A 26,260-nucleotide genomic window follows, 5' to 3' on the forward strand; every position below is an offset into this window, starting at 1 on the left:
GATCAATACCTTGGGGTTGTCGGGGTCGCCCCATTCGGTGTAGTGAACGCGGTGGAAGCCGTGCGGGCCGAGCGCACGGTGGCTGCGGGATGTCATCGCCATGGACCATTCTCCTGAGTCGAATCACGCCATTATCCGGCAAGTGGCCAAGGGTGGCTATAATCGCCGTGTCGACCACCGAATGGAGGATGCCGGCATGGCTACTCTGCACTACACCCAAAGCGGCCAAGGCGAGCCGCTGATACTGCTGCACAGCGGCGGGATGAGCGGGGCGGAGTGGACGCCGCAAATCCCGTTGCTCGCCCGCCATTTTCGAGTGGTCGTGCCCGATCATCTCGGTCACGGCCGCAGCCCCGATGATCGCCGAGAGGCTGATCGTCGGGGACATGGGCCGGGCGGTGCTGGAATTGCTGGATGAACTGGCATTGCCGTGGGCGCATCTGGTTGGATCTTCGCTGGGTGGGGCGGTGGCGCTGTGGCTCGCTGTCCACCATCCCGAACGGGTGAGCAAGCTGGTGCTGTACCGGGTGGGCTACCGCAAGGACGAGAATACGCATGCCGGTACTCGCGGCATGGCCGATCCGGCCTACTGGCGCGGGGTCGGCATGCACAAATGGCTGAGCGACATCCACCGACCGCAGGGTGGGCCGAATGCCTGGGAGGAGGTGATCGGTCGGGTGTCGGAGGCATTGGAACCGGCCACCACCGACCACGCGCACGATCTGGAGATTCTGGAGCGCATGGCGCAGCCGACCTTGCTCGTGGTCGGCGACCGTGATCCGGTGGCGCCGCTGGAGCAGATTCTGGAGATGTTCGGCACGATTCCCAATTGTGGGTTGTGGGTGATGCCGTATGCCACTCATGTGACTGCCGGCAACACCTGGCGCGCGGAATCGTTCGCATTGGAGGTGACGCGGTTTTTGCAACGGCGACGATAAGTATCCGTACCCCCTTTTTGGAGATCGCCATGAGCGAGACGGTGACCTACGAAACTGATTTCCACGCCTGGGCCGTGCAAAACGCCCGGCTATTGCGTGAAGGCAAGCTTGCCAAGATTGACGCCGAGCATATCGCCGAGGAACTGGAAGGCATGAGCGCAAGCGAACGTCGGGAGCTGTTGAGTCGCCTACAGGTGCTACTTTCGCATTTGCTGAAATACCAGTACCAACCTGAACGTCGCGGTAAAAGCTGGTTGTTGACCGTCAGTCATCAACGTACCGCCATCGAACGGTTGTTGGAACAGTCGCCCAGCTTAAAGAGCCTGCTGGATGGCGATACCTTGACCAGGGTATACGGCAAAGCGGTGCGCGATACGGTGCTTGAAACCGATTTGGAGCGACACCTCTTCCCAGTCGAGTGTCCTTATCGTCTCGAACAAATTCTCGATGAAGATTGGTTACCCGAGTCTGCTTAAGGTTTTGGAAACCAATGAGAAGAAGGAGGTCGGAGAGATCATGCGATTTTCAAACGCTTGGCGCGGCAAATACAGTAGACCGATCCCAGGCGGACAGCGGAGAGAACAAGACGATGCGTGACCGATTGCAAATACTGGCGGTGGCGGTGGTGTTGAGCGTAATGGCGCCAGCTTGGGCTGGCCCGTACGAAGCGGTTTTCGGGTATGTCCAGCAGATGCTGGCACAGTCGGCGAAAAACGATACGGCTGGAATGAGCGCGACGCTGCGGCAACTGGAAAGCGTGCCCAGGCCAGCGCGCCAGAACGTCAAGGAGGCTCGCGCCCTGAACAAGCAGGGTCTGGACGCATTGCGGCGCAACGATTTTTCATCTGCCCTGGATGCTTTCCAGCAAGCCCAGCAGGCCGATCCCGCCGATGTCGAGGTCAGCGGCAATCTCGGCTACGTCCAACTGAAGCTCGGCCAGTTCAAACGCGCCGAGCACCAATTGGTGTATACGCTCTCGCTGGCGCCGGAGCGGGCATCCACCTGGTTCAATCTGGGTCAGGTGTATGGAGCAATGGGCGAGGTGGACAAGGCGATCGGGGCGTTCGCCAACAGCTACCGCTATTCTCAGGATGCTCCGAAAACCAGGGAACTGATGATGCAGGCGGCGCTGGCGCCGGAGAACGACGAGGTGACCCGCACGGCATTGCGGCGAACGCTGCAATTGCTGGGGTTGCCGCAATAATGGGTTTCGACCGGCTCGCTACGGTCCGAGCGCCGCGTTCAGGCATGAATGGATGAAGCGGGTCACCACCGGCTTGCTCCGAAAGATGCCGTAATGCCCCTCGCAGAGAATGTCCGCGTTCAGCGCCAGCAGCCGTTCCAGCGAGGCCAGGTAATCGGTACGGTTGGAGCGCAGGCGGACCGGATCCAGCGGTCCGTGCACGTCCTGGGCGAACACGACTCGCTTGCCCTCGGATTCGATTAGATAGGCCAGCGAGCCGGGGGAATGGCCGGGGATGTGCAAGGCGGTGATGGTACGCCCACCCAGTGGCAAGGTCTGGCGCAGCTCACGCAAGGGGCGGTCCACCGGGCAGGGGTGTATATGAGTACCATACCAGTCGGCCGCCGTGATCTCGTTGTTGCCGCTTTCCAGAAAAACAGCATCCAGCGTGTGGGCAACCACCGGACAACCCAGGTGTTTCCGCAGGCTGTGAGCGCCGCCGGCGTGGTCGTAATGGCAGTGGGTCAGCAGCAGGTATTCGATTTGCGCGGGGAGCACGCCGACTGTGGCGAGATGGTTGAGCAGACGCGTTTGTTCGCGACCCCCGCCGGCGTCCACCAGCGCCGCGTGACCGTCGAAGTTGATCAGGTAGATGGCGGCGTCTTCGGGTGCGGTCAGACCGTATCCACCCACCTGAAAAACTTCGGCGGTAATGGCGATGGGTTCAAGTTGCATGGCGCGGTGGATTCGAGTGGGTTCGAAACTAACATAGGCTATGGTCGCGGTGCTGTCTACTCGACTCGATCGTGTGAAGGTAGTCTCAAGAGAGTGCGTCGAATTCGACCGGCCGCGCGCCACGCGCCAGCTTGTCGAGCACCCCGTTGATGAAACGATGCCCCTGTTCGGCGCCGAACACCTTGGCCAGCTCGACCGCCTCGTTGAGAACGATCCGGTAGGGGATGTCCGGGCGTTGCATCAGTTCGTAAGCGCCGATCCGCAGGATGGCGCACTCCACGGGGTCCACCTGTATCAGCGGCCGGTCCAGTAATGGATCCAGGGCGGTATCGATTTCCGTCACCCGTGCCGGAATCTGATGGACCAGTTCTCGGAAATAGGCGGTGTCGGCTTTTTGCAAGTCCTCTTCCGCCAGAAAGTGGGCTTCGATCATGCTGGGGGACTGCGCGGTCAATTGCCACTGATACAGCGCCTGTACGGCACAGCGCCGTGCCCAACCGCGTTTGCCGGGCTGGGTTTTTCGAGCCGGAGCACCCATGGTTCAGCCTTCCAGCCGTCGCAGCAGACTGACCATCTCCAGCATCGCCATCGCCGCCTCGGCGCCTTTGTTGCCCGCCTTGGTGCCCGCCCGCTCCACCGCCTGATCGATGGTATCGACGGTAAGCACGCCGAAGCCGAGGGGAATATCGTATTCCAGCGAAACGCTGGCCAGTCCCTTGACGCACTCGCCGGCGACGTATTCGAAATGCGGGGTGCCGCCGCGAATCACCGCGCCCAGCGCGACGATGCCGTCATAGCGTTCGCTGGCGGCCAGTTTTTGCGCGGCCAATGGTAGTTCGAAGGAACCGGGGGTCCAGATCAGGTCGATGCCGGTTTCCGGGACACCATGCCGGCATAGGGTATCCACCGCACCGTTGATCAGGCTCTGCACGATGAAACTGTTGAACCGTGACGCCACCAGCGCGAAGCGGGCGTCCTGGAGCGGAGTGAAGTCGCCTTCGATGATGTTGATGGGATGCATGGCGAGGATTCCGTAATGATACGCGGTACAAAAACTCCCCTCTCCTTGTGGGCGAGGGGTCGGAAATGAGGGCGTCTCTCAAGTGGTTGACGCACCAGGGACTAGGAGAAAACGCCTCTAGGGAAAAGGTGTTCAGGCGACGTATTCCACGACTTCCAGATTAAAGCCCGATAGCCCGCTGATGCGTTTGGGCGCGCTGAGTACCCGCATTCGCCGCACGCCGATGTCGAGCAGAATCTGGGCGCCGATGCCGTAGGTACGCAGTTCGGTGGATTGATCGGAGGGATGCGCGGTCTCGCTGGTGCCGAACTGGTAGCCGCGCATGCGCCGGATCAGGGCCGCCGGCTCTTCGAGGTGGCTTAGAAACACCAGCACGCCGGCCGGTTCCTCCGCCACCCGCCGCAGGGCATCGCGCAAGGGCCAACTATTTTCCGACAGGCGGATCGCCAGCAGATCGCTCAGAAAATTCTGCACATGGACCCGGACCAGAACCGGTTGTTCGGGATCGATATCGCCCCTGACCAGAGCGAAATGCACCTGCCGGCTGATCGCATCCTGATAGGTCAAGACCCGGAATGGACCGAACTCGGTGGTCAAGGTGGTATCGGCGACCCGCTCGACGGTTTTTTCGTTCTGCATCCGGTAGCGGATCAGGGCGGCGATGGTGCTGATTTTCATGTCGTGCTGGGTGGCGAAAGCTTCCAGATCGGGCCGGCGGGCCATCGTGCCGTCTTCGTTGAGGATTTCGATGAGCACCGCCGCCGGTTCCAAGCCGGCCAATCGCGCGAGATCGCAGCCGGCTTCGGTGTGCCCGGCGCGAGTCAGCACCCCGCCAGGCTGCGCCATCAGTGGAAAGATGTGGCCGGGCTGGACCAGATCCTCGGGCCGGGCGTCGGGTCGGACAGCGGTGCGGATGGTATGGGCGCGGTCGTAGGCGGAAATGCCGGTGGTGACGCCTTGCGCTGCTTCGATGGACACCGTGAAGTTGGTGGAGTAGGGCGACGAATTGTCCTGCACCATCAGGGGCAGGCGCAGTTGTTGGCAGCGTTCGCGCGTCAACGGCAGACAGATCAGGCCGCGCCCGTAGCGGGCCATGAAATTGATGTCTTCCGGGCGCACCAGGGAGGCGGCTATCAACAGGTCGCCTTCGTTTTCCCGGTCTTCGTCGTCCATGATGATGACCATCTTGCCTTGCCGAAAATCGGTGAGGATTTCGTCGATGCTGTTGAGTGCCATGGCTATTTCCAGAAACCGTGTTCGCGCAATAACGCTTCGGTCAGATCGCCGCCGGGTCGGGCGGCACGGTCGCCCAACAACAACCGTTCCAGGTAGCGGGCGATCAGGTCCACTTCCAGATTGACCCGTCGTCCCACCTGAAAGTTGGCGAGCGTGGTTTCCGCCAGTGTGTGCGGGACGATGTTCAATTCGAAAGCCGCGCCGTCCACCCGGTTGACGGTCAGACTGACGCCGTCCACGCAGATGGAGCCTTTTGCGGCGATGTAACGGGCTAGCGCGTCCGGGGTCTGGACGCGCAACCGCCAGGAGCGGCCGTCGGGACGCCATTCGCTGACCGTGCCGATGCCATCTACATGGCCGCTGACCAAGTGGCCGCCGAGCCGAGTGGTGGGGGTCAGGGCTTTTTCCAAATTGACCTTCATGCCGGGCGCGATTTCGCCGAGGATGGTGAGTTCCAGCGTCTCACGCGAGGCGTCGGCCCAGAAGCCGTCGCCGGGCAATTCGATGGCGGTCAGACAGACACCGCTGACGGCGATGCTATCGCCGAGCTGTACGTCGCTCAGGTCGAGCTTGCCGGTGGCGATGCGCAGGCGCATGTCGCCACCACGGGGTTGCAGGGCGGCGATGGTTCCGACTGCGGTGATGATGCCGGTGAACATGATGACGTTACCCCGTTCAGGCCAGGACAGCCTCGGTTACGAGAGATTTCAGGGTGCGACGGGCCGACACTATCGCAGCCGTAGCGTCAGTCGCCAATCCTTTCCAACCGCCCGCGTTTCCACGACTTCCAACGCCGTCCGCTCGCTCATCCGTGCCAGTTCCGGTAACTGGAACAGCCCACGCGCCTTGTCGCCCAGCAGCACCGGTGCCATGTAGACCACCAGTTCATCCAGTAGTCCAGCCTGCAACAAGGCACCGGCCAGGGTTGGACCGCATTCGACATGGATTTCGTTGCACTCGCGGCGGGTCAGTTCCGCCATCACGGCGCGCAGATTCAGACCTTGTCCGGCGCGCGGCGTGACCACGATTTCCGCGCCGGTCGCTCGTAGGGGCGCATGCAACGCCGCATCGGCGACGGCGGTGAAGATCAGCACCGAACCGGGTAATCGCAAGGTTTGGGCGGTGGGCGGCGTGCGCAGTGTGGTGTCGAGAATCACTCGCAACGGCTGGCGTTCGACTTCCGGCAAACGGACGTTCAGGTTGGGGTCATCGGCCAGCAGAGTTCCAATGCCGGTCAGGATCGCCGAAGCGCGCGCCCGCAGTCGTTGCACATCCTGACGCGCGGCTTCGCCGGTCAGCCATCGACTTTCGCCGGAAGCCAGCGCGGTGCGCCCGTCCAGGCTCATCGCCAGCTTGACGCGGACAAAGGGGCGACCCTGCGTCATGCGCTGAATAAAGCCGGGGTTCAGCGCTCGCGCCTCGGCTTCCAACAACCCGCAATCCACGACCACGCCGGCATCCCGCAATTGCTTCAGACCCTTGCCGGCCACTTGCGGGTTCGGATCGGGCATCGCAGCCACCATCCGGCCGATGCCGGCGTGGAGCAGCGCGTCGGTGCAGGGTGCGGTGCGGCCGTGATGGCAACACGGTTCCAGGGTCACATAGGCGGTGGCGCCGCGCGCCCGGTCGCCGGCCGCTTCCAGGGCGATCACCTCGGCGTGGGCCTCGCCGGCGCGTTCGTGCCAGCCCTCGCCGACGATCGCGCCGTTATCGACCAGCACGCAGCCGACCCGTGGATTGGGGTCGGTGCCGTACAGGCCGCGCCGGGCCAGCGTTAGGGCCCGTGCCATGTAGCGATGATCGTCGGGGGACATCACTCGGGATCCACCGTGCCGGAAGGGGCTTGCAGCCGCTCGATTTCCTCACGAAAGGCGTTGACGTCCTCGAAGCTGCGATAAACCGAGGCGAAGCGGACATAGGCCACCGGGTCCAGACCGCGCAATTCCTCCATCACCCATTCGCCGATCTGTCGGCTGCTCAACTCCCGTTCTCCCCCGGCGCGGGCGCGGTTCTTGACGCGCAGTAGGGTCGCTTCGATGCGTTCGGTGCCGACGGGTCGCTTTTCCAGCGCTCGCAGCAGGCCGGAGCGCAGTTTTTCCTCCAGAAATGGTTCGCGGCGGCCATCGCGCTTGACCACCAACGGCATCAGCAGCTCCGCGATCTCGTGGGTGGTGAAGCGGGAGTTGCAGCGAACGCATTCACGGCGGCGGCGCACCTTGTCGCCTTCCGCCGATAGTCGCGAGTCAATCACCCGGGTATCGGGTGTGCCGCAGAACGGGCAATGCACCGCCGCCGTCTCGCGTGGAGCGTGCGATCAGCCGTAGACCGGGAACTTGGCGCACAGTTCGGCGACTTGGCCGCGCACCCGCTCGATGGTCGCCTCGTTGTCGAGATCGTCGAGAATGTCGCATATCCAGCCGGTCAGCTCGCGGCATTCACGCTCCTTGAACCCTCGGGTGGTGATGGCCGGCGAACCGACGCGGATACCGCTGGTGACGAACGGCGATTGTGGATCGTTGGGCACGGCGTTCTTGTTGACGGTGATCCAGGCCCGGCCCAGCGCGGCATCGGCGGCCTTGCCGGTCAGGCCCCTGGCGATCAGGCTGACCAGGAACAGGTGATCGTCGGTACCGCCAGAGACCACATCGTAACCACGCTCGATAAAGACGCCGGCCATGACGCGGGCATTGGCGAGGACCTGCTTCTGATAGTCGACGAACTCCGGCTCCAGAGCTTCCTTGAAAGCCACCGCCTTGGCGGCGATGACGTGCATCAACGGACCACCCTGAGTGCCGGGGAAGACCTGCGAATTCAATTTCTTCTCGATCTCGGGATTGGCGCGAGCCAGGATCAGACCGCCACGCGGGCCGCGCAGGGTCTTGTGGGTGGTGGTGGTGACCACGTCGGCGATGGGAACCGGGTTGGGATAGATGCCGGCGGCGACCAACCCGGCGACATGCGCCATGTCCACGAAGAAATAAGCGCCCACCTGATCGGCAATGGCCCGAAAACGCGACCAGTCCACCACCCGCGAATAGGCCGAGAAACCGGCGACGATCATCTTGGGCTTACACTCCAACGCCAGTCGTTCGACCTGATCGTAATCGATCTCGCCGGTGGCCTCGTCCAGGCCGTATTGCACCGCCTGATACAGCCGGCCGGAGAAATTGACCTTGGCGCCGTGGGTGAGATGGCCGCCGTGCGCCAGGCTCATGCCCAGGATGGTATCGCCCGCCTCCAGCAGCGCCATGTAGGCGGCGGCATTGGCCTGGGAGCCGGAGTGGGGCTGGACATTGGCGTAATCGGCGTGGAACAGTCGCTTGGCGCGGTCGATCGCCAGTTGTTCGGCGATGTCCACGAACTCGCAACCGCCGTAATAGCGCTTGCCCGGATAGCCTTCGGCGTACTTGTTGGTCAGCACCGAACCCTGTGCCTCTAGCACGCGCGGGCTGGCGTAGTTTTCCGAGGCGATCAGCTCGATGTGATCTTCCTGGCGCTGTTTTTCGCTTTGCAGGGAGGCCCACAATTCATTGTCAAATCCGGCGATCCGCATCTCTCGACTGAACATTCGCAACCTCCGCAAAAACGGGCGCCCGCTGCTTCGAACGAAAGCGCGGGCGGGCTGTGGAAAACTGCCGATGATACCCGATATAGCCGGCGGATGGCAGGAGATTCGTCGGCGGGGATGATGACGGACGCGGACCGAACCGGTCAGCGCATCGGGGTTTCCAGGAAGGAGTCCACCACGGCGGTCCATGCCTTGGCGACGTTGCGTAGCTCGTAGCCGCCGCCGCCAACGGCGAGAATGCGGCCTTCGGCGAACTCCTCGGCGATCTGGCACAAGCCTCGGGCGGCGCGGCTGTGGGCACGAGCGGTGTAGTGCAGATGGGCCAGCGGATCGCCGTCCAGCCCATCGGCGCCGCAGTTCATGATCACGAACTGCGGCTCCCACTGGCGTAGAAACCCTTCGACCTTGTCCCACATCATCATGAAATCATCGTCGGCTGAGAGCGGCAACAACGGGATATTGAGCTTGCGTCCCTTGGCCGGACCCTTGCCGACTTCATGCGAAAAGCCGCTCTGCGGGAAGTTGTAGCGGCCATCCTCGTGGATATCGGCGAAGATGACGGTCGGATCGGACTCGAAGGGATAAAACACCCCGTCGCCGTGATGCGCGTCGATATCGACGTAGGCGATGCGTTCCAGGCCATATTCCTGTTGCAGGATCTTGATGGCCACGCCGGCGTCGTTGAACACGCAAAAACCGGAAGCGGTATCGGGCATGCTGTGGTGCAGGCCGGCGATGGGCACGAAGGCCCGCCGGACCTCGTTGGTCATGATTCTGTGAGTAGCGTCGATCACCGTGCCGACCACTACCGCGGCGTCCTCGAATACCCCTTTGTAGGCCGGAGTGTCGCCGTAATCCAGCAAGCCCTCTCCCACCTCGGAATAGGTTTTGACCTTTTCGACGTACTTGGATGTATGGAACAGTCTGATCTGCTCCTCGGTGGCGGTGGCGGGATGCAACACGCGCACCTGGTAGTCGAAGTGGCGAATATGCATCTCGTCCCAGAAGGCATGGATGCGGTTCTCTCCGAACGGGTGGTCTTCGAACCCGTAGCGGCCCAGTTCTTCACCGGTGTACACAGCCACCGTTCTGCTTCGCGCCATTACTCTCGATCCTCATTGGGGGCGGTCGGTTTCGCAGCGCGGTATCATAGCCGAACTTGACATAAATATGACGTCCCGAATATGACGTCCCGGTCGACCGAAATGCAGCCGAGCGCGGGCCACCCTATCCATTTCCGTTGCCATCAGGAGAACCGATGTCCGCAAACACACAGCAAGGGCGGGATATCTTTCCTCGCGACCGCCAGCCGACGGTCCGCATTCTGGCCATGCCGGCCCATACCAATCCCAACGGCAACATCTTCGGTGGCTGGATCATGGCGCAAATGGATATTGCCGGCGGCGTGGTGGCAATGGAATACGCCGGCGGCCGGGTGGCGACCGTGGCGGTGACCTCGATAGAATTTCACAAGCCGGTGTTCGTCGGCGATCTGGTGAGCTGTTTTACCCGGATTCAGAAAGTCGGCTCGACCTCGATCACCGTCAAGGTGGAGGTGTTCGTCCAGCGCGCTCGCGACGGCAAGCTGCTGGCGGACCAGGTGACCGAGGCGGTCATCGTCTACGTGGCGGTCAACGACGACGGCTCGCCGCGCAAGCTGCCGGAACGAGGGCCGGATTTCCAACAATATTGGTGAGCCGGGGTCCTCAGTTCGGGTCAGCCGCGCCGTAGCCGCCGCCGCCCGGCGTTTCGATCGCGAACACATCGCCCGTCCGTACCGTCACCTGTGCCGTGCCGGGCAATTCCTCGATCTTCCCATCCGCGCGTTCCACCGCGTTGCGTCCGACGTGGCCCGGTGCGCCGCCCCGCAGGCCGTAGGGTGCGATCCGGCGGTGGCCGGACAGGATCGCGGCGGTCATGGACTCCAGAAAACGGATGCGGCGGATCGCGCCGTTGCCGCCGTGCCAGCGACCCGGGCCGCCACTGCCGGCGCGGATGGCGAATTCTTCCACCCGCACCGGGAATCGCCATTCCAGCACTTCCGGGTCGGTCAACCGGGAATTGGTCATGTGGGTATGCACCGCCGATGCGCCATCGAAACCCGGCCCCGCGCCAGCGCCGCCGCAGATCGTTTCGTAGTATTGATGCTGGTCGTTGCCGAAAGTGAAGTTGTTCATCGTGCCCTGGGCGGCGGCCATCGCTCCCAGCGCGCCATACAGCGCGTCCACCACGCATTGCGAGGTTTCCACGTTGCCTGCCACCACCGCCGCCGGTGGGCGGGGATCGAGCAGACAACCGGGCGGAATCACGATGTCCAGAGGGCGCAAGCAGCCGGCATTGAGCGGAATGTCGTCGTCCACCAAGGTGCGGAATACGTACAACACCGCCGCCAGACACACCGCGCGCGGCGCGTTGAAATTGTTGGGCTGTTGCGGCGAGGTGCCGGTGAAGTCGATACGAGCGGTGCGCCGGGCACGGTCCAGGCGGATGGCGACCCGAATCTCCGCGCCATTGTCCATCTCGTAGGCGAACGCGCCATCGCTCAGCCGATCCAGCGCCCGCCGCACCTGTTCGGCGGCATTGTCCTGAACGTGGCGCATGTAGGCGTGGACCGTGTCCGAACCGAAGTGCGCGACCATCCGCCGCAGTTCCCGAGCGCCCTTTTCGTTGGCGGCGATCTGCGCTTGCAGGTCGGCCAGATTCTGCTTGGCGTTGCGCGCCGGCCACGGTCCGGCGCCGAGTCGCGCCAGCAAATCTTGTTCGCGAAATTGACCCGCGCTCACCAGTGGCACGTTGTCCAGCAGCACGCCTTCCTGGTCGATGCGGACGCTGTCCGGCGGCATTGAGCCGGGCGTGATGCCGCCGATGTCGGCGTGATGACCGCGCGAGGCGACGTAGAACAGGAGTTCCCGACCGGCGTCGTCGAAGACGGGGGTGATGACGGTCACATCCGGCAGGTGGGTACCGCCGCTATAGGGCGCGTTGGTCGCGTACACGTCGCCGGCTTGGAAGTGGCCATGGTGGGCGTCGATGATGGCCCGAACCGCTTCGCCCATCGAGCCGAGATGGACCGGGATGTGCGGGGCGTTGGCGATGAGCTGGCCATCCCGGTCGAACAGCGCGCAGGAGAAATCCAGCCGCTCCTTGATGTTGACCGAATGAGCGGTATTAGCCAGGGTTACGCCCATCTGCTCGGCGATGGCCATGAACAGATTGTTGAACACCTCCAGCATGATCGGATCGACGTCGGTGCCGACCGCGACCCGTTGCGGGCGGGGCTGGTGGCGGGTCAGCACCAGATCGTCGTGGGCGCCGACCTCGGCCTGCCAGCCCGGTTCGATCAGGGTGGTCGCGCCGGTTTCGCCGAGAATCGCCGAGCCAACGATGCGGTCGCCGGGCCGCAGATCGGCGCGGCGGTGGAATGGCGCGGCGTGTTCTGTGCCGGCAAAATGCAGCGCGACTTGGGCGGTCGGTGCCAGCGGCCCGTGGCGTGGCGCGGTTGCCGTGGTCGCTTCTCGCATGTCGAAACCGCCGCCGACGATCTCGACCTGCGCCGCTTCCACGATTAGCGCCTTGTTGGGCAGGATGAAGCCGAAGCGTCGCCGGTGGGCGTCGGTAAAGCGCGCCGTCAGCGCACTCGGATCGTCGGCGGCGACCAGTAGGGCGGTATCGCTACCGGTGTAGCGCAGACGAGCGCCGCGCAGGGCTTGAATCGGGCCGGTGGGAAGATCCTGGGCTTGCATGGCTGCCCGGCCTGCTTGTTCCAACTCGCCGAAGGTGCGTTCCAGCACCGGCATCAACTCGGCCGACAATGGGGCTTCGACCGCGCGTTCCTTCAGCAGCCGGGCATCGGCCAGACCCATGCCATAGGCCGACAGTACCCCGGCCAGCGGATGGATGAAGATGGTCGGCATCCCTAGCGCGTCGGCCACCGCGCAGGCGTGCTGACCGCCGGCGCCGCCGAAACAGCACAAGGTGTATTCGGTCACGTCGTAGCCACGCTGGGTCGAGATCTGCTTGATCGCGTTGGCCATGTTTTCGACGGCGATCTTGAGAAAGCCCTCGGCCAGTTCCGTCGGGGTGTAGCGCGCGCCGCTTTCCGCTTCGATCTCGACGGCCAGCGCGGCGAATTGACGCGCGACCGTATCCCGATCCAAGGTTGATTCTGATCGGGACCGAAGATCTTGGGAAAGAAGGCTGGTTGAATCCGACCCAGCAGCAGATTGCAGTCGGTCACGGTCAGCGGCCCGCCGCGCCGATAGCAGGCCGGTCCCGGATTGGCGCCGGCCGATTCCGGTCCTACCCGCAGCCGACCGCCGTCGAAGCGGCAGATCGAGCCGCCGCCGGCCGCCACAGTGTGGATATGCAGCATCGGCGCCCGCAGCCGTACTCCGGCCACCAGGGTTTCGAAGGCGCGTTCGTACTCGCCGGCGTAGTGGGCGACATCGGTGGAAGTGCCGCCCATATCGAAGGTGATGATCCGCTCGAAACCGGCCCGGGCGGCGGTGCGCGCCGCGCCGACGATGCCGCCGGCCGGGCCGGACAGGATGCTGTCCTTGCCGCGAAAATGGTGAGCGTCGGCCAGACCGCCGTGGGATTGCATGAACAATAGTCGCGCGCCGCTCAGTTCGCTGGCGACCCGGTCGATGTAGCGGCGCAGGATCGGTGACAAGTAGCGTCCACCACCGTGGTGTCGCCGCGTCCAACCAGCTTCATCAGTGGACTGACCTCGTGCGATGTCGAAATCTGGGTGAAGCCGATCTGCTTGGCCAAGGCCGCCGCCAGCCGCTCGTGTTCCGGGAAGCGATAGCCATGTAGGAAGACGATGGCGACGGCGCGGATGCCGGCGTGCCAAGCCGTTTCCAGCGAGCGGCGGGCATCGTCGGCATCGAATGGGGCGAGGACTTCGCCCTGGGCCGATACCCGCTCGCGCACTTCGGCGACCCGCTCGTACAGCAGCTCCGGCAGCACGATTTGGCGAGCAAATAGCTTTGGCCGATTCTGATAGGCGATGCGCAGGGCGTCGCGGAAACCCTGGGTGATTAGCAGCAGGGTACGGTCGCCCTTGCGTTCCAATAGCGCATTGGTGGCGACGGTGGTGCCCATTTTCACCGCCGCGATGCGTTCGGCGGGGATCGGTTGGTCTGCAGAAACTCCCAATAAATCGCGGATGCCCTGCAAGGCGGCGTCGGGATAATGCTCAGGATTGTCCGAGAGCAGCTTGTGTGCCACCAGTCGGCCATCGGGACGCCGCGCGACCACATCGGTGAAGGTGCCGCCTCGGTCGATCCAGAATTGCCAGCGGGCGGGGGTGGAGAGCAGGGGAGCGGTCATGGGGAATATTCCAGTGGACGGATGCCTAAGCCGCATGATTCATGAAAGAGCGAAACCCGGATAATTCGTTGATCAGCATCCGAGCGTCATTCTATTCAAGATTCCCTGGCTTTTCCCATCGTGATCGAGCCAGAATCGCCAACGGCATCGCGTCTCGTTCTCCAGGCTTGACAGCTTCGTTCCGTTATCGTTATATAAATTAAAATATAACGATAACGGAGAAGATCGGATATGCCTAAGCCACAAGTTCTTGAATTTTCAGGTCAGTTTTGGTTGAACCGGAAAGGCTGCGGTTATCTCGGGGCGGGTCGCGTCGAGTTGCTGGAGCATATCGACGAGTGTGGTTCCATCGCTCGGGCCGCCAAGCGCATGGGGATGAGCTACAAGACCGCCTGGGACGCGGTGGAAGCGATGAACAATCTGGCCGACCAGCCCCTGGTGGTGCGCGCGACCGGCGGCAAGGGCGGCGGGGGAACCCTGCTTACCGATTACGGGAAGCAGGTGATCGCCGGCTACCGACTCATGGAAGCCGAGCATCGGCGATTCCTGGCCCGCATGGAGGCTGGCGTGAAAAATTTCGATCAGATCAACAACCTATTGAAGGCAATCAACATGAAAACCAGTGCTAGGAACCAGTTTCTCGGGCAGGTCAGTTACTTGGAAAAGGGAGCGGTCAACAGTGAGGTGAAGGTGGATATGGGCGAGGGGTTGGAGATCTTCGCCATCGTCACCAACGAGGCCGTGGAGGATCTCGGTCTGGCTTTGGGCAAGGAAACGATGGTGCTGATCAAGTCGAGCTTCGTACTCCTATCCCCGGACGAGAAGCTGCGTATCAGCGCCCGTAACCGGCTATACGGCACGGTGCGGGAAGTGGTCCCTGGCGCGGTCAATAGCGAAGTCAAGCTGGAGCTTCCCGGCGGGCGGGTGCTCACCGCCATCATCACCAGGGAAGCGCTGACCGAGTTGGGTTTCGTGCCCGGACAACGCGCCTGCGCCTTGATCAAGGCTTCTCATGTCATTCTCGCCGTCAACGACTGACGCATTCACTTCAGGATTCTCGCGCATGAAATCGCGTTTTACTCCCTTGCTGGCGGGCCTGGTTCTCGCCGTTTCCAGCTTGACGGTCCAGGCCGACGAGGTGCAGGTGGCGGTCGCCGCCAATTTCACCGCGCCGATGCAGAAAATTGCCGCCGAATTCGAAAAAGATACCGGACATAAAGCCCTGCTCGTTTTTGGCGCGACCGGCAAGCTCTACGCGCAGATCAAAAACGGTGCGCCGTTCCAGGTCTTTCTCGCCGCTGATGACAAGACCCCGGCCAAGCTGGAGACCGAAGGCGATACCGTGTCCGGCAGCCGCTTCACCTACGCCATCGGGACCCTGGTGCTGTGGTCGGCCAAACCGGGTTTTGTCGATGATCAGGGTGAGGTGTTGAAAAAGGGCGCCTTCAAGCATCTGGCGATTGCAAATCCCAAGACCGCGCCCTACGGCGCGGCGGCGGTGGCCACGCTGACCCAACTGGGTTTGCTCGATGCCATCCAACCCAAGCTCGTCACCGGCGAGAATATTTCCCAGGCTTATCAGTTCGTAGTGACGGAGAACGCCGAATTGGGTTTTATCGCCCTATCGCAAGTGATGGCTGACGGCCAAATGACCGGTGGCTCTGCCTGGGTCGTTCCTTCCAACTTGCACGACCCTATCCGCCAAGACGCGGCGATTCTCGCCAAGGGCCGGAATCAGCCGGCGGCGCGAGCGCTGGTCGAATACCTCAAAGGGGACAAGGCCGCAGCCATCATCAAGTCTTACGGTTATGCTCTGTGACGTGATCGAAAACCGCTCTTGTTCCTGCCCCTCTCCCACGGGGAGAGGGGTTCTGCCACGGCTTCCGAGAACATCGGCGCATGCTGAGCGAAGCTAATGTTGCCGCAGTCTGGTTGACCCTCAAGCTCGCCACGATCACCACGGTGATTCTGTTGATCGTAGGGACTCCCATCGCCTGGTGGCTGGCCCGGACCCACTCAAAATGGAAAGGCGTTATCGGTGCGGTGGTGGCCTTGCCGCTGGTGTTGCCACCCACTGTCCTGGGTTTCTACTTGTTGATGATCCTGGGACCGCACGGGCCGATCGGTCAACTCACCCAGTTTCTGGGATGGGGCGTATTGCCTTTTACCTTCGCCGGGTTGGTGGTGGCCTCGGTATTTTATTCGATGCCCTTCGTGGTGCAGCCCTTGCAGCAGGCGTTCGAGGCGATCGGCGCGCGACCGCTGGAGGTGGCGGCCACGCTGCGAGCCAGTCCCTGGGATGCCTTTTTTACCGTGGTCCTGCCGCTGGCCAAACCAGGTTTCATCACCGCTTCGATCCTCGGTTTCGCCCACACGGTCGGGGAATTTGGGGTGGTGCTGATGATCGGCGGCAACATTCCCGAAAAGACCCGAGTGGTATCGGTGCAAATCTACGATCACGTCGAAGCACTGGAATATGCCGAGGCGCATGTGCTGGCCGGCGGCATGTTGCTGTTCAGTTTTCTGGTGCTGTTGGCTCTTTACTCCCGCAAGGGGACAAGCACTTGGAAATGACATTTGACAAGGCGATTCATGCCCGCTTTCAGGTAGCCTGGCCAGGATTTAACCTGGATGTCGAGCTGCGTCTGCCCGGTCGCGGGGTCACCGCGCTGTTCGGACATTCCGGCTCGGGTAAGACCACCTTGTTGCGCTGCCTGGCTGGATTGGAGCGACAGAGTGTCGGCTCGCTGAATTTCAAAGGCGAAGTCTGGCAGGACGATGCGCGCGGCATTTGCCGGCCCACCCATCGCCGCCCGCTGGGTTATGTGTTCCAGGAAGCCAGCCTGTTTCCGCATTTGTCGGTGCGGAAGAATCTGGACTACGGGCGAAAGCGAGTGAACGGTGGGCATAAGGTGTCACTGGATCATGCGGTGGAATTACTGGGCATTGGACATCTGCTCGACCGGATGCCCGACCGGCTTTCCGGGGGCGAGCGCCAACGAGTGGCCATCGCCCGAGCGCTGGCGACCAGCCCGGAACTGCTGCTGATGGACGAACCGCTGGCGGCGTTGGATCTGAAGCGAAAAAGCGAGATCCTGCCCTATCTGGAGCGCTTGCACGACGAGCTGGAGATTCCGGTGTGCTACGTCAGCCATGTGCCCGACGAAGTGGCGCGGTTGGCGGATCACGTCGTGCTGCTGTCCGAAGGCCGCGTGGTGGCTGCCGGCGGTTTGCGGGAGACCATGGCGCGACTGGATTTACCCACCGCTTTCACCGAGGATGCCGGCGTGGTTATCGAGGCGGTCGTGGCGGATCATGACGAAACCTATCGTTTGACCCGACTCGATTTTCCGGGAGGCAGCGTGGTGGTCGCTCGCCGCCAGGAATCCCTGGGGCGGCGGTTGCGGTTCCGCGTCCATGCCCGGGATGTCAGTTTGGCCCTCGCCCGCGCCAAAGGCACCAGCATCGTCAATCTGTTACCCGCGACCGTGGTGGAGGTGGCCGACGCCGACACGCCGGCGCATGTACTGGTTCGGCTGGATGCCGCTGGCACACCGCTTATTGCCCGCATTACTCGTTATTCCCTCGATCATCTGGGTGTGACGCCCGGTAAATCGATGTGGGCGCAGATCAAGGCAGTGGCTCTGCTGGGTTGAATCGATGTCGGCGCAAGGCAAATCCTTGCTTTGATCCGCCAAATCTGAAACCTGCAAAAAGGATGACTGACTGTTATGTACTCATGCGCCCTATCCGATGCAGCCTTGAGCTGTTTGTTGGCTGAAGATGTTCCCTTTGGCGATTTGACCACTGAATCGCTGGGTTTGCGAGGGCGACCGGGTCGCCTGGAGTTTCATGCCCGTGGCGCGATGACCGTCTGTGGTGTTGAAGAGGCCGTGCGTCTGTTCGCGCTGGCTGGGGCCAATGCCTGTCTAGTGATTCCCTCTGGCGTCGCGGTGGAGAGTGATACGCTGCTGCTGACTGCGGAAGGGCCGGCGGAAGCGTTGCACTGGGCGTGGAAGACCGCGCAGACCTTGATGGAGTGGGCCAGCGGCATCGCCAGTGGCGCGGCGGCTCTGGTACGGGCCGCCGCGCCGGTCCCCGTCGCCTGCACTCGCAAGAACGCGCCGGGGACCAAGGCGTTGTCGATCAAGGCGATCCAGGCCGGCGGCGCGATCGCGCATCGGCTCGGTCTGTCGGAAACCCTGCTGGTGTTCGCCGAACATCGCCTGTTTCTCGACGAGTCCCCCAGCGCGGCCATTGCCCGATTGCGAAACCGCCAACCGGAAAAGAAGATCGTGGTGGAGGTCGTTTCGGCGGATGAGGCGTTGACCTGGGCGCGCGCGGGAGTCGATGTTCTGCAACTGGAGAAATTCACGCCCGCTGGATTAAGCGCCTGTCGAGCACGACTGGAAATCGATGGATTGCAGCCAGTACTGGTCGCCGCTGGCGGGGTGCGTGTGGAGAACGCCGCCGATTATGTCGCCGCCGGAGCGGCGATGATTGCCACATCCGCCCCTTATCACGCCGCGCCGCGCGATGTGCGGGTGCAATTCTTCAAGGCGGCATAGAGCGATTGCCTCTGGATTAAAGGCGAGGAAAAGCAGCGACCGACATCGGCCAAGCACTTGCGGTATCGATGCCGCGCCGGAGTCGCAAGCCGGTTGGGGATGCCTCATGCGGTATTTCTCCAGACGGTCTACCCTTACGGAAGGCGAGGGCAAATAAACCCAGCTTATTATCGATGTCGCTCCGGGTCGGGGCGGCATGTTTTCCCTGGAAGGATCGGAAGGATTGCGCTTTTTGATCCGTTTATGCCTGTTCGGCGACGAGGAACAGGCGGCGTTGGGGAAGAGCCGGCCTACCGCCCGCATGCCTGACTTTTCTTTCCATTATCGAAGAGATGCATGATGACTCTGTTGCTATTGATCATCCTGTTCGCGCTTGGCGCGATCTTCGTGCCGCGTCTGATCCCGGAAAGCCGAACTACCCGCAGCGGCAAGACGCTGTCGCTGGGCTGGCTCAGAACCGGCACGCGCTTTGCCTTGTCGCTCGCGGTGGTGTTCATGATTCTGGCGACCTCGTTCGTGATCGTCGATCAGGACAAGGTCGGTCATCTGAAACTGATCTACGGGCTCAAGCAATTGCCGCCCGGCCACATCATCGCCATGGATGGCGAGGCGGGTCCTCAGGCGGAGATTCTCGGTCCCGGCTTCCATTTCAAACCGCTGCTGAACCTGTTGTACGAAGTTGAGCAGCAAGCGGTGACGGTCATTCCAGATGGTCGCTACGGCTACCTCGTCGCTCGTGACGGCCTGCCGCTGCGGGCGGATCAGTTTCTGGCCGATGCCTGGCCCGACGAACAGAAAATGCTCGACGCTCACTATTTCCTGACCGAGGGGCGAGGTCAGAAGGGGCCGCAACTGACGGTGTTGAAGCCGGGTCGTTATCGACTGAATCAGTACCTGTTCGATGTCTACGTCAAGGAAGATCTGTTTCGAGCCACTTCGGTTCCCGCCGGTTTCGTGGCGGTGATCAAGTCGAACGTGCAGCAGAAACCGGATGACGCGTGCCAGCCAGTGCGCGACGAGCGTGCCACCAAGCTGTCGATTCCGCTGGTGCCCAAGGGTTGTCGTGGGGTCTGGAACGAGCCGCTGTTGCCGGGCACCTATTATCTCAATCGACGCGCCTACGAGGTTTCGTTGGTGGATACCCGCATTCAGACCTGGCAGTACCAGGGTGGGTACGCCCGGCGGCGGATCAACCTGACCTTGAATCAGAACGGACAGATCGAGCAGACCGCCGAGCGGGAGGAGATCGTGACGCCACAAAGCGCTGCTGATAACGCCGTGCTGCTGCGGGTCGAGGGCTGGGAAATCCCGCAGGATCTGCGGGTGCTGGCCCAGGTCACGCCGGAAGACGCGCCGTTCGTGGTGGCCTCGGTGGGCGATTTACAGGCGGTCGAGGACAAGATCATCACCCCGACCGTGCGCAGTATCGTGCGTAACGTCACCGGGTCCACGTCGCCGCTTGCGGCCGGGCAGGACGGCGGCAATCTGCAAAGCGTGCGCCGGGTGCTGGATTTGCAGGACAAGCGGCCGCAGTTGGAGCAGGCGGTGCTGGACGCGCTGATTCCCGAGGCGCGCAACGCCGGCGTGTCGATCCGCGAGGTGCGCTTCGGCGATCCGGTCATCCCGCCGGAACTGCTACTGGCCCGCAAGCGTGAGCAATTGGCTCAGCAGATGATCACAACCTTCCAGAAGGAACAGCAAGCTCAGGAAGAGCGGATCAAGACCGAAAAGGCGCGTGCCACCGCCGAACAGCAACCGGAATTGGTACGAGCGGAAATCCAGGTCGAGGTGGCCCGGCAGGATCGCACGGCGGCGCAATTGCGCGGCGAGGGCGAGAAGCTACGCTTGCAGGAAATCGCCACCGGCCAACAGGTCCAGGCCAATGTGCTGGGCCGGGAGTTGACCTACCAATTGGCGATGGTCAAGGAAGTGCTGGCGTTTATCGCCGCCAATCCCGACGCGGTCAAGGTGCCGAGTGTGCTGGTGGAGGGCAGCGAGTCCGGTGCTTCGCTGCCGGCGGCGGCGGCCATCTTCGGCTTTCTCGGTAACAGCACGGTGGCGCGAGGTTTGGGGCAGACCGCCGGTACGCCACCCACCGCGCCGGTCAGTCCCAAGGCGCCTTGAGCAGCGCGCCTATTCACCCGTTCCGGCCACGGTTCCCGGAACGGGTGCCGACTTGTCCATAATGATCATGCCCTTCGAGTGATCAAGGATTTGTCAAGGATGGTCGAACGCGGCTAAGCTGAAGTCATGGCAAACTTTCTTGGCGAATTCGAATGCAAGCTCGATTCCAAGGGGCGGATCGCGTTGCCGGCCGCGCTGAGAAAACAGTTGCCGCCCGAGGCCGAGGGGCGTTTGGTGGTCAATCGCGGTTTCGAACAACACTTGGTGCTGTACCCGCTGCCGGAATGGCGGCGGGTGACCGCCGAACTCGACGGCCTCAACTTGTACGTCAAGAAGCACCGCGAGTTCGTCCGGTATTTCCATCGCGGCGCGACCGAACTGGAGCTGGACGGCAGCGGTCGCCTGTTGTTGCCTCGGCGGCTGCTGGACTATGCTGGCATCCTCGACGCCGTGATCCTGCTGGCCTACGCCCATCGGATCGAGTGTTGGGACCCGACCCTGTACGACCAGTTGCTGTCGAACGAACCGGCCGATTTCGCCGGCTTGGCCGAGGAAATCATGGGTCCGGCGAATCGTCCCGAACCGGACGAGGATCGGGTTCCTTCTTTCCGGGATTTCCCGCCGGCACCGCCCAATTCGCGCCATTGATCCGAAGCGCCGCCTCCGCATGTTTTTATCCGGTCGTTTCCTCGGTGGGCGGTAGGGGCCGCAGCCGACGCCAGGCCACTTTTTCCAATTCCACCAGCAGGAAGACCGCCAAGCCGGCCAGGGTGACGATGCCCCAGTCGACGGCGCTGATCGACGCGGTGCCCAGCAGCCGTTGCACCGGGGGGGAAATAAGTGAAGGCCAGTTGCAATGCCAGCAGGATGCCGACGGTGAGCAGCACCGCGCGGCTGCCCAGCAGGCCCCGGCGCGACAGCGAGGAATCGAACATGAAGCGGCTGTTGAACAAGTAACAGATCTCGCCTATCACCAGCGCGTTGACCGCCACGGTACGCGCCGCCTCGTGAGAGACGCCTTGCGCGGTCTGCCACAGAAACAGGCTCAGCGGGGCGATCACCAGCAGCACCGACACCAGGGCGATCCGCCATAGCATGAAACCGTTCACCAGCGGTTCACCGGGGTCGCGCGGGCGGCGTCGCATGACGTTCGCCTCGGCCGGTTCGAAGGCCAGCGACAGCGATAGCGTGACCGCCGTCACCATGTTCACCCACAATACCTGCACTGGGGTGAGCGGCAGGGCCGTGCCGAATAGGATGGCGGCGATGATCACCAGCGCCTCGGCACCGTTGGTCGGCAAGGTAAACAGCAGGGCTTTGCGCAGATTGTCGTACACCGTGCGGCCTTCCTCCACCGCATGGGTGATGGAGGCGAAATTATCGTCGGCCAGTACCATTTCCGCTGCTTCCTTGGCCGCTTCGGTGCCTTTCATCCCCATCGCCACCCCGACATCGGCGCGCTTGAGCGCTGGGGCGTCGTTGACCCCGTCGCCGGTCATCGCCACCACTTGGCGGTTGTCCTGAAGGGCCGCGACCAGCCGCAGTTTGTGCTCGGGGCTGGCGCGGGCATACACGTCGGTGTCCAGAACCACCGCCCGCAGCGCCGCGTCGTCCAGCGCTTCCAGCTCCGGTCCGGCCAACACTCGTCGATTGTCGCCGATGCCAAGCTGGGCGGCGATGGCTTGCGCCGTGGCGCCATGGTCGCCGGTGATCATCTTGACCCGGATGCCGGCCTGTTGAGCGAGTCGTACCGCTCGGATCGCCGCCTCGCGCGGTGGGTCGCTGATGCCAAGCAGACCCAGCAGCGTCAGACCAGCCTCGACGTCGGCGAAGGTCAGCTCGTGCTGGGTCTTGGGGACCGGCCGGTAGGCGACCGCCAACACGCGTTGACCTTGCGCCGCCAAGGCTTCGAGTTGTTCATGCCAATATGCCGGGCGCAAGGGGCATGGACCGTCGGGATGCCGTTCGTCCGCGCACATCGCCAGCACCCGTTCCGGTGCTCCTTTGACGTGGATCACATGCTCGCCGTGATGATCGTGGTGCAGAGTGGCCATGAAACGGTGTTCGGATTCGAAGGGAATGCTGTCCAGACGGCGGAACCGGGCTTGCTCGGCCACCGGGTCGAGGCCGGATTTCAGTGCCAGGGCCAGCAGCGCGCCCTCGGTGGGGTCGCCGTCCATGCACCATTCGCCATCGCGCTCGCGCAGATTGGCGTCGTTGCACAGGCGCACGGCACGGGCGATGGCCGGCAAGTCGACGGCCTCTTCCGGCATGATCGGTTCGCCACCGACGCTGAACCCACCGATCGGCGCGTAGCCGACACCGCTGACTTCGAAAATCCGGTCGGCGGTGACGACACGCTGCACGGTCATTTCGTTACGGGTCAAGGTGCCGGTCTTGTCCGAACAGATGACGGTCACCGACCCCAGGGTTTCCACCGCTGGCAGTCGGCGAATGATGGCGTTGCGCGTTGCCATGCGCTGGACGCCGATGGCCAGGATGATGGTCATGATCGCCGGCAATCCCTCGGGAATCGCCGCTACCGCCAGCGCCACCGCCGCCATGAACATGTCGTCCATGGTTTGGCCGCGCCAGAGCACCCCGATGGCGAAGGTAGCGCCGGCCACCACCAGGATGGCGAGGCTCAGCCAGCGGCCGAATTGCGCCACCTGCCGCAGCAGGGGCGTGGCGATGGCCTCGACCTGCTCCAGCAGGATGCTGATCCGGCCGATCTCGGTCTGTTCGCCGGTGGCCACCACCACGCCCAAGCCTTGACCGTAGCTGACCAGGGTGCCGGAATACGCCATGCTCCGGCGATCGCCGAGTGCCGCCTCGGCTGGGACGGGAGCCGTGGTTTTGTGCACCGCCTCGGCCTCGCCGGTCAGCACCGCTTCCTGAATCCGCAGATTTCTGGCCTCGACCAGCCGTAGGTCGGCGGGCACCTTATCACCCGATTGCAGCAGCACCCAGTCGCCGGGCACCAATGCCTCGGCCGGGATTTCCCGGCGTTGCTCGTCGCGCAGCACCATGGCGTGCGGCGACAGCATCTTGCGGATGGCTGCCATGGCCGATTCGGCCTTGCCTTCCTGCACGAAGCCGACGATGGCATTGATCAGGACCACGCCCAGAATCACGGCGGTGTCGATGCCATGGCCTAGCGCGCCGGTGATCGCGGCCGAAACCAGTAGCAGGTAGATCAATACGTTGTGGAATTGCAGCAGGAAGCGCATGAACGGTCCGCGTCGCTGCGGGGGGCGTAGCCGGTTGGGACCGTATGTGTCCAGCCGTCGGGTGGCTTCCTCTTCGCTCAGGCCGCCGAGCACGGTGTCCAGTTCGCGTAGAACCTGATCGGGGGCCAGTGTGTGCCAAGGTGGAGATGGGGGGGCNGGAGGGCATGTTCATGGTCTGATGTCATCGCATTTTAAGGGTCGCTGTTTATGCTGACGGCGAACGCTGACTTTTCCCTGATTGGAATCGTGATTTGTCGCCCCGGTTCGGCCGGTGGTTTGGCGGAGCTCCGCGAGGCGGGTGATGGTTCATACCTTGGCATAGCTATTTTGTATGGCTTTGTTAGCGATAATTAATTTTACTAAATAAGTAAGCGCTAATATTCTAACCATGTGAATTCTCTAGGGGATTTGCAACATTGATTCTGCTAACCGAGGAACATCCCATGGAAACCATGACTCCCGTGAAAGAGACCGTTGGTCTACCCCGTTTGAACGAGCGTGCTCCCGAGTTCGAGGCGCCCACCACCCATGGCGTTCGCAAGCTAGCCGACTATCAGGGCAAATGGCTGGTGCTGTTTTCCCATCCGGCCGATTTTACCCCGGTATGCACCACCGAATTCATGGCCTTCGCCAAGGCTCAGGATTCGTTCGCCGAACTGAATTGCGAGTTGTTGGGCCTGTCCATTGATAGCCACTACTCGCATGTGGCCTGGATGCGCAACATTCAGGAGAAGTTCGGTGTCGAAATCAAGTTCCCGATCATCGCCGATCTGTCGATGGCCGTGGCTCGGGCCTATGGCATGATTCATCCGGGCGCGGCCGATACTTCCGCCGTGCGTGCCACCTTCATCATCGATCCCAACGGCGTCCTGCGTGCCATGGTTTATTATCCGATGAGCAACGGCCGTTCCATCGCCGAGTTCCTACGTCTGGTCCAGGCGTTGCAGACCTCCGATGCCAACAAGGTCGCCACCCCCGAAGGTTGGCAACCGGGCGACAAGGTCATCGTACCGCCGCCGGCCACCGCCGAGGAAGCGCAGGCGCGGGTCAGTCAGGGCGAGTACGAATGTACTGACTGGTATTTCTGCAAGAAATCGCTGTAAGTCGGGACGAGGCGTCGGAACGGATAGTCAGGGCGATCGCTTGCCTATACTGACCGAGTCGCGCGTTTGATCGATTCCGAAATGAACGAGGCCCCGTGGCTTGACGCTGCGGGGCTTTATTCGGTAGTTGTGACACGAGTATCGCCCGCCTCAGCGTCTTGATACAACGAGGGACACGATTGTTGGGGGCAGTCCGCTAGGGAGGAATGCAGATGTTGCCGTGGGTTGGGCTTGGTCCGCTAAAAGTCGAGTTGGAAAAAGGTTTGCTGAGGTCGATTGCCCATTTCTCGTCGCGCCAGTGACTGGGGATGATGCTACCTGAACAGTGGTCATTGCTGGTCGTGTAACCAGGACCGCCATCGTTCAATCCCAGTTTTTCGACTCCCCATTTGACGATATTGAACCACAAATGGGGACCCGGACAGACTTTGCCGCAGGACTGACGGTGCGCGAAGATGTTTTGAATCTTATGCCGGTCTCGAAAGTATTTCACCAAGGCGCGGCCGGCGACGATTTGATCGACCGTGGGGCCGTCCTGCTTGGAACGAGGAGTGGGGTAGGTGTCGCTCCACCATAGATATTGACCATTTTTCTGCTGTTTGTACGGGTAGTTACCTTCAAACTCCACCGCAATGGAACGACAGTTGAAATCATGGGAAGCGAAGAGGTATTCGCTTTCGTCGTGGAGGTGGAGGACGGTACCGCTGCGAAGCACCGCAAAGTGTGCGTTGACACCGTCGAACCGGGTTTCGTCGCTATTGCGGGCCAGTTCCATGATGTGGATGGTGACGGTGTCGATCTTGGATCGATCACAGCCGCGACCAGCACTGGTATTGCTTTTGTCTTGCTGTTTTCCAATAGGATTTGATTTTTACTGGGTCGCGGCGATCCACGTAGCGCGTACTGGAATTACCGTATCTTGGCAGTACGAGTTTGGGATGATAAAGCACCATATAGCTCAGTGCGTATGATGACATTTGTACTGCCCCAAAAAAGACTTCCGATAGTTAAGAGAGTATAGCGGCCACCTCGTCGGCCAAAACGGTGGCGGGCGGACGATACTCCAAATGGCTGTGCAACCGGCGCTCGTTATACCAATACTGGAATCCAGGTAACAGGGTCTTGAGATCAGCCCAGGGTACTGACCTCGTGACGAAAAGACGAATTCGTGCGTTGAAGGTGCGGTTCAAGCGCTCCAGGATGCCCATGCCCGCCGACCG

General features: G+C 62.3%; 23 protein-coding genes and 4 pseudogenes. 14 read left to right on the forward strand and 13 right to left on the reverse strand.

Annotated features, from left to right (window positions below):
• The first annotated feature begins 100 nt into the window (after nucleotides 1-100).
• The 4 genes from E4P82_RS22895 (at nucleotide 101) to E4P82_RS14740 (ending at nucleotide 2,142) form a co-directional block, all read left to right on the forward strand.
• Complete coding sequence (locus E4P82_RS22895) at nucleotides 101-418, forward strand: alpha/beta fold hydrolase (RefSeq protein WP_281383700.1); 318 nt, start codon at nucleotides 101-103, stop codon at nucleotides 416-418.
• Nucleotides 357-938, forward strand: a complete 582-nt coding sequence (locus E4P82_RS14730) for an alpha/beta fold hydrolase (protein WP_281383701.1) — start codon at nucleotides 357-359, stop codon at nucleotides 936-938. Before E4P82_RS22895 ends, E4P82_RS14730 begins: the two co-directional genes overlap by 62 nt.
• Nucleotides 939-967: 29 nt before the next feature.
• Nucleotides 968-1,414, forward strand: a complete 447-nt coding sequence (locus E4P82_RS14735; protein ID WP_169249603.1) for a DUF29 domain-containing protein — start codon at nucleotides 968-970, stop codon at nucleotides 1,412-1,414.
• 113 nt (nucleotides 1,415-1,527) lie between these two features.
• Entirely contained in the window at nucleotides 1,528-2,142 is a 615-nt protein-coding gene (locus E4P82_RS14740; RefSeq protein WP_169249604.1) for a tetratricopeptide repeat protein, read from the forward strand.
• A gap of 18 nt (nucleotides 2,143-2,160) precedes the next feature.
• Here E4P82_RS14740 and E4P82_RS14745 read toward each other — a convergent pair whose 3' ends face one another.
• From E4P82_RS14745 to E4P82_RS14785, 9 genes are all read right to left on the reverse strand, one after another.
• Nucleotides 2,161-2,856: an MBL fold metallo-hydrolase gene (locus E4P82_RS14745; protein ID WP_169249605.1), complete on the reverse strand. Its 696-nt coding sequence runs from the start codon at nucleotides 2,854-2,856 to the stop codon at nucleotides 2,161-2,163.
• A gap of 85 nt (nucleotides 2,857-2,941) precedes the next feature.
• On the reverse strand, nucleotides 2,942-3,394 hold the full coding sequence (nusB, locus tag E4P82_RS14750; RefSeq protein WP_169249606.1) for a transcription antitermination factor NusB: 453 nt from the start codon (nucleotides 3,392-3,394) through the stop codon (nucleotides 2,942-2,944).
• Nucleotides 3,395-3,397: 3 nt separating this feature from the next.
• The gene (gene ribH, locus E4P82_RS14755) at nucleotides 3,398-3,877 is read right to left on the reverse strand and encodes a 6,7-dimethyl-8-ribityllumazine synthase (RefSeq protein WP_169249607.1); all 480 of its coding nucleotides are present in this window, start codon (nucleotides 3,875-3,877) and stop codon (nucleotides 3,398-3,400) included.
• Nucleotides 3,878-4,009: 132 nt separating this feature from the next.
• A complete protein-coding gene (ribBA, locus tag E4P82_RS14760; RefSeq protein WP_169249608.1) occupies nucleotides 4,010-5,113 on the reverse strand; it encodes a bifunctional 3,4-dihydroxy-2-butanone-4-phosphate synthase/GTP cyclohydrolase II in 1,104 nt (367 codons plus the stop codon).
• A gap of 2 nt (nucleotides 5,114-5,115) precedes the next feature.
• Nucleotides 5,116-5,772, reverse strand: coding sequence for a riboflavin synthase (locus E4P82_RS14765; RefSeq protein WP_169249609.1), 657 nt, complete (start codon nucleotides 5,770-5,772; stop codon nucleotides 5,116-5,118).
• Nucleotides 5,773-5,841: 69 nt separating this feature from the next.
• The gene (ribD, locus tag E4P82_RS14770; protein ID WP_169249610.1) at nucleotides 5,842-6,927 is read right to left on the reverse strand and encodes a bifunctional diaminohydroxyphosphoribosylaminopyrimidine deaminase/5-amino-6-(5-phosphoribosylamino)uracil reductase RibD; all 1,086 of its coding nucleotides are present in this window, start codon (nucleotides 6,925-6,927) and stop codon (nucleotides 5,842-5,844) included.
• Entirely contained in the window at nucleotides 6,927-7,400 is a 474-nt protein-coding gene (gene nrdR / locus E4P82_RS14775; RefSeq protein WP_169249611.1) for a transcriptional regulator NrdR, read from the reverse strand. Before nrdR ends, ribD begins: the two co-directional genes overlap by 1 nt.
• Nucleotides 7,401-7,427: 27 nt before the next feature.
• On the reverse strand, nucleotides 7,428-8,681 hold the full coding sequence (gene glyA, locus E4P82_RS14780; protein WP_169249612.1) for a serine hydroxymethyltransferase: 1,254 nt from the start codon (nucleotides 8,679-8,681) through the stop codon (nucleotides 7,428-7,430).
• Nucleotides 8,682-8,824: 143 nt separating this feature from the next.
• The gene (locus E4P82_RS14785; protein WP_169249613.1) at nucleotides 8,825-9,784 is read right to left on the reverse strand and encodes an arginase family protein; all 960 of its coding nucleotides are present in this window, start codon (nucleotides 9,782-9,784) and stop codon (nucleotides 8,825-8,827) included.
• Between the two features lie 155 nt (nucleotides 9,785-9,939).
• Between E4P82_RS14785 and E4P82_RS14790 the strand changes: the two genes are divergently transcribed.
• Entirely contained in the window at nucleotides 9,940-10,377 is a 438-nt protein-coding gene (locus E4P82_RS14790) for an acyl-CoA thioesterase (RefSeq protein WP_169249614.1), read from the forward strand.
• A gap of 10 nt (nucleotides 10,378-10,387) precedes the next feature.
• Here E4P82_RS14790 and E4P82_RS14795 read toward each other — a convergent pair.
• Nucleotides 10,388-14,015 (reverse strand): annotated as a pseudogene (locus tag E4P82_RS14795) (hydantoinase B/oxoprolinase family protein).
• A gap of 231 nt (nucleotides 14,016-14,246) precedes the next feature.
• Here E4P82_RS14795 and E4P82_RS14800 point away from each other — a divergent pair.
• The 8 genes and pseudogenes from E4P82_RS14800 (at nucleotide 14,247) to mraZ (ending at nucleotide 21,355) form a co-directional block, all read left to right on the forward strand.
• On the forward strand, nucleotides 14,247-15,053 hold the full coding sequence (locus E4P82_RS14800; protein ID WP_169249615.1) for a TOBE domain-containing protein: 807 nt from the start codon (nucleotides 14,247-14,249) through the stop codon (nucleotides 15,051-15,053).
• 25 nt (nucleotides 15,054-15,078) lie between these two features.
• Nucleotides 15,079-15,834: a molybdate ABC transporter substrate-binding protein gene (gene modA, locus E4P82_RS14805; protein ID WP_169249616.1), complete on the forward strand. Its 756-nt coding sequence runs from the start codon at nucleotides 15,079-15,081 to the stop codon at nucleotides 15,832-15,834.
• Between the two features lie 80 nt (nucleotides 15,835-15,914).
• A complete protein-coding gene (gene modB, locus E4P82_RS14810) occupies nucleotides 15,915-16,589 on the forward strand; it encodes a molybdate ABC transporter permease subunit (RefSeq protein ID WP_169249617.1) in 675 nt (224 codons plus the stop codon).
• The gene (gene modC, locus E4P82_RS14815) at nucleotides 16,586-17,671 is read left to right on the forward strand and encodes a molybdenum ABC transporter ATP-binding protein (protein ID WP_169249623.1); all 1,086 of its coding nucleotides are present in this window, start codon (nucleotides 16,586-16,588) and stop codon (nucleotides 17,669-17,671) included. The genes modB and modC overlap by 4 nt, the downstream gene beginning before the upstream one ends.
• Before the next feature lie 75 nt (nucleotides 17,672-17,746).
• Nucleotides 17,747-18,583, forward strand: a complete 837-nt coding sequence (modD, locus tag E4P82_RS14820) for a ModD protein (protein WP_169249618.1) — start codon at nucleotides 17,747-17,749, stop codon at nucleotides 18,581-18,583.
• Nucleotides 18,584-18,740: 157 nt separating this feature from the next.
• Nucleotides 18,741-18,923 (forward strand): annotated as a pseudogene (locus E4P82_RS22275) (DUF779 domain-containing protein); the annotation flags it as partial.
• Nucleotides 18,920-20,707 (forward strand): SPFH domain-containing protein, encoded by a 1,788-nt coding sequence (locus tag E4P82_RS14830; protein WP_169249619.1) that lies wholly within the window; start codon nucleotides 18,920-18,922, stop codon nucleotides 20,705-20,707. The pseudogene E4P82_RS22275 and the gene E4P82_RS14830, both read left to right, overlap by 4 nt.
• 126 nt (nucleotides 20,708-20,833) lie before the next feature.
• Nucleotides 20,834-21,355 carry a division/cell wall cluster transcriptional repressor MraZ gene (mraZ, locus tag E4P82_RS14835; RefSeq protein ID WP_169249620.1) on the forward strand — a complete coding sequence of 174 codons (522 nt, stop codon included), beginning with the start codon at nucleotides 20,834-20,836 and terminating at the stop codon, nucleotides 21,353-21,355.
• A 25-nt stretch (nucleotides 21,356-21,380) separates the two neighbouring features.
• Here mraZ and E4P82_RS14840 read toward each other — a convergent pair.
• Nucleotides 21,381-24,066 (reverse strand): annotated as a pseudogene (locus E4P82_RS14840) (cation-transporting P-type ATPase).
• Between the two features lie 314 nt (nucleotides 24,067-24,380).
• On the opposite strand from E4P82_RS14840, the gene E4P82_RS14845 reads away from it, so the two are divergent.
• On the forward strand, nucleotides 24,381-25,040 hold the full coding sequence (locus E4P82_RS14845; RefSeq protein WP_420887123.1) for a peroxiredoxin: 660 nt from the start codon (nucleotides 24,381-24,383) through the stop codon (nucleotides 25,038-25,040).
• 196 nt (nucleotides 25,041-25,236) lie between these two features.
• On the opposite strand, the gene E4P82_RS14850 is transcribed toward E4P82_RS14845, so the two are convergent.
• Together E4P82_RS14850 and E4P82_RS14855 are read right to left on the reverse strand one after the other, a co-directional pair.
• Nucleotides 25,237-25,899, reverse strand: coding sequence for a peptidoglycan recognition protein family protein (locus tag E4P82_RS14850; RefSeq protein ID WP_312915223.1), 663 nt, complete (start codon nucleotides 25,897-25,899; stop codon nucleotides 25,237-25,239).
• A 148-nt stretch (nucleotides 25,900-26,047) separates the two neighbouring features.
• Nucleotides 26,048-26,260: pseudogene (locus tag E4P82_RS14855) on the reverse strand (integrase core domain-containing protein); the annotation flags it as partial.

The sequence above is a fragment of the Candidatus Competibacter phosphatis genome, from assembly GCF_012939995.1.
Lineage (GTDB): Bacteria > Pseudomonadota > Gammaproteobacteria > Competibacterales > Competibacteraceae > Competibacter > Competibacter phosphatis.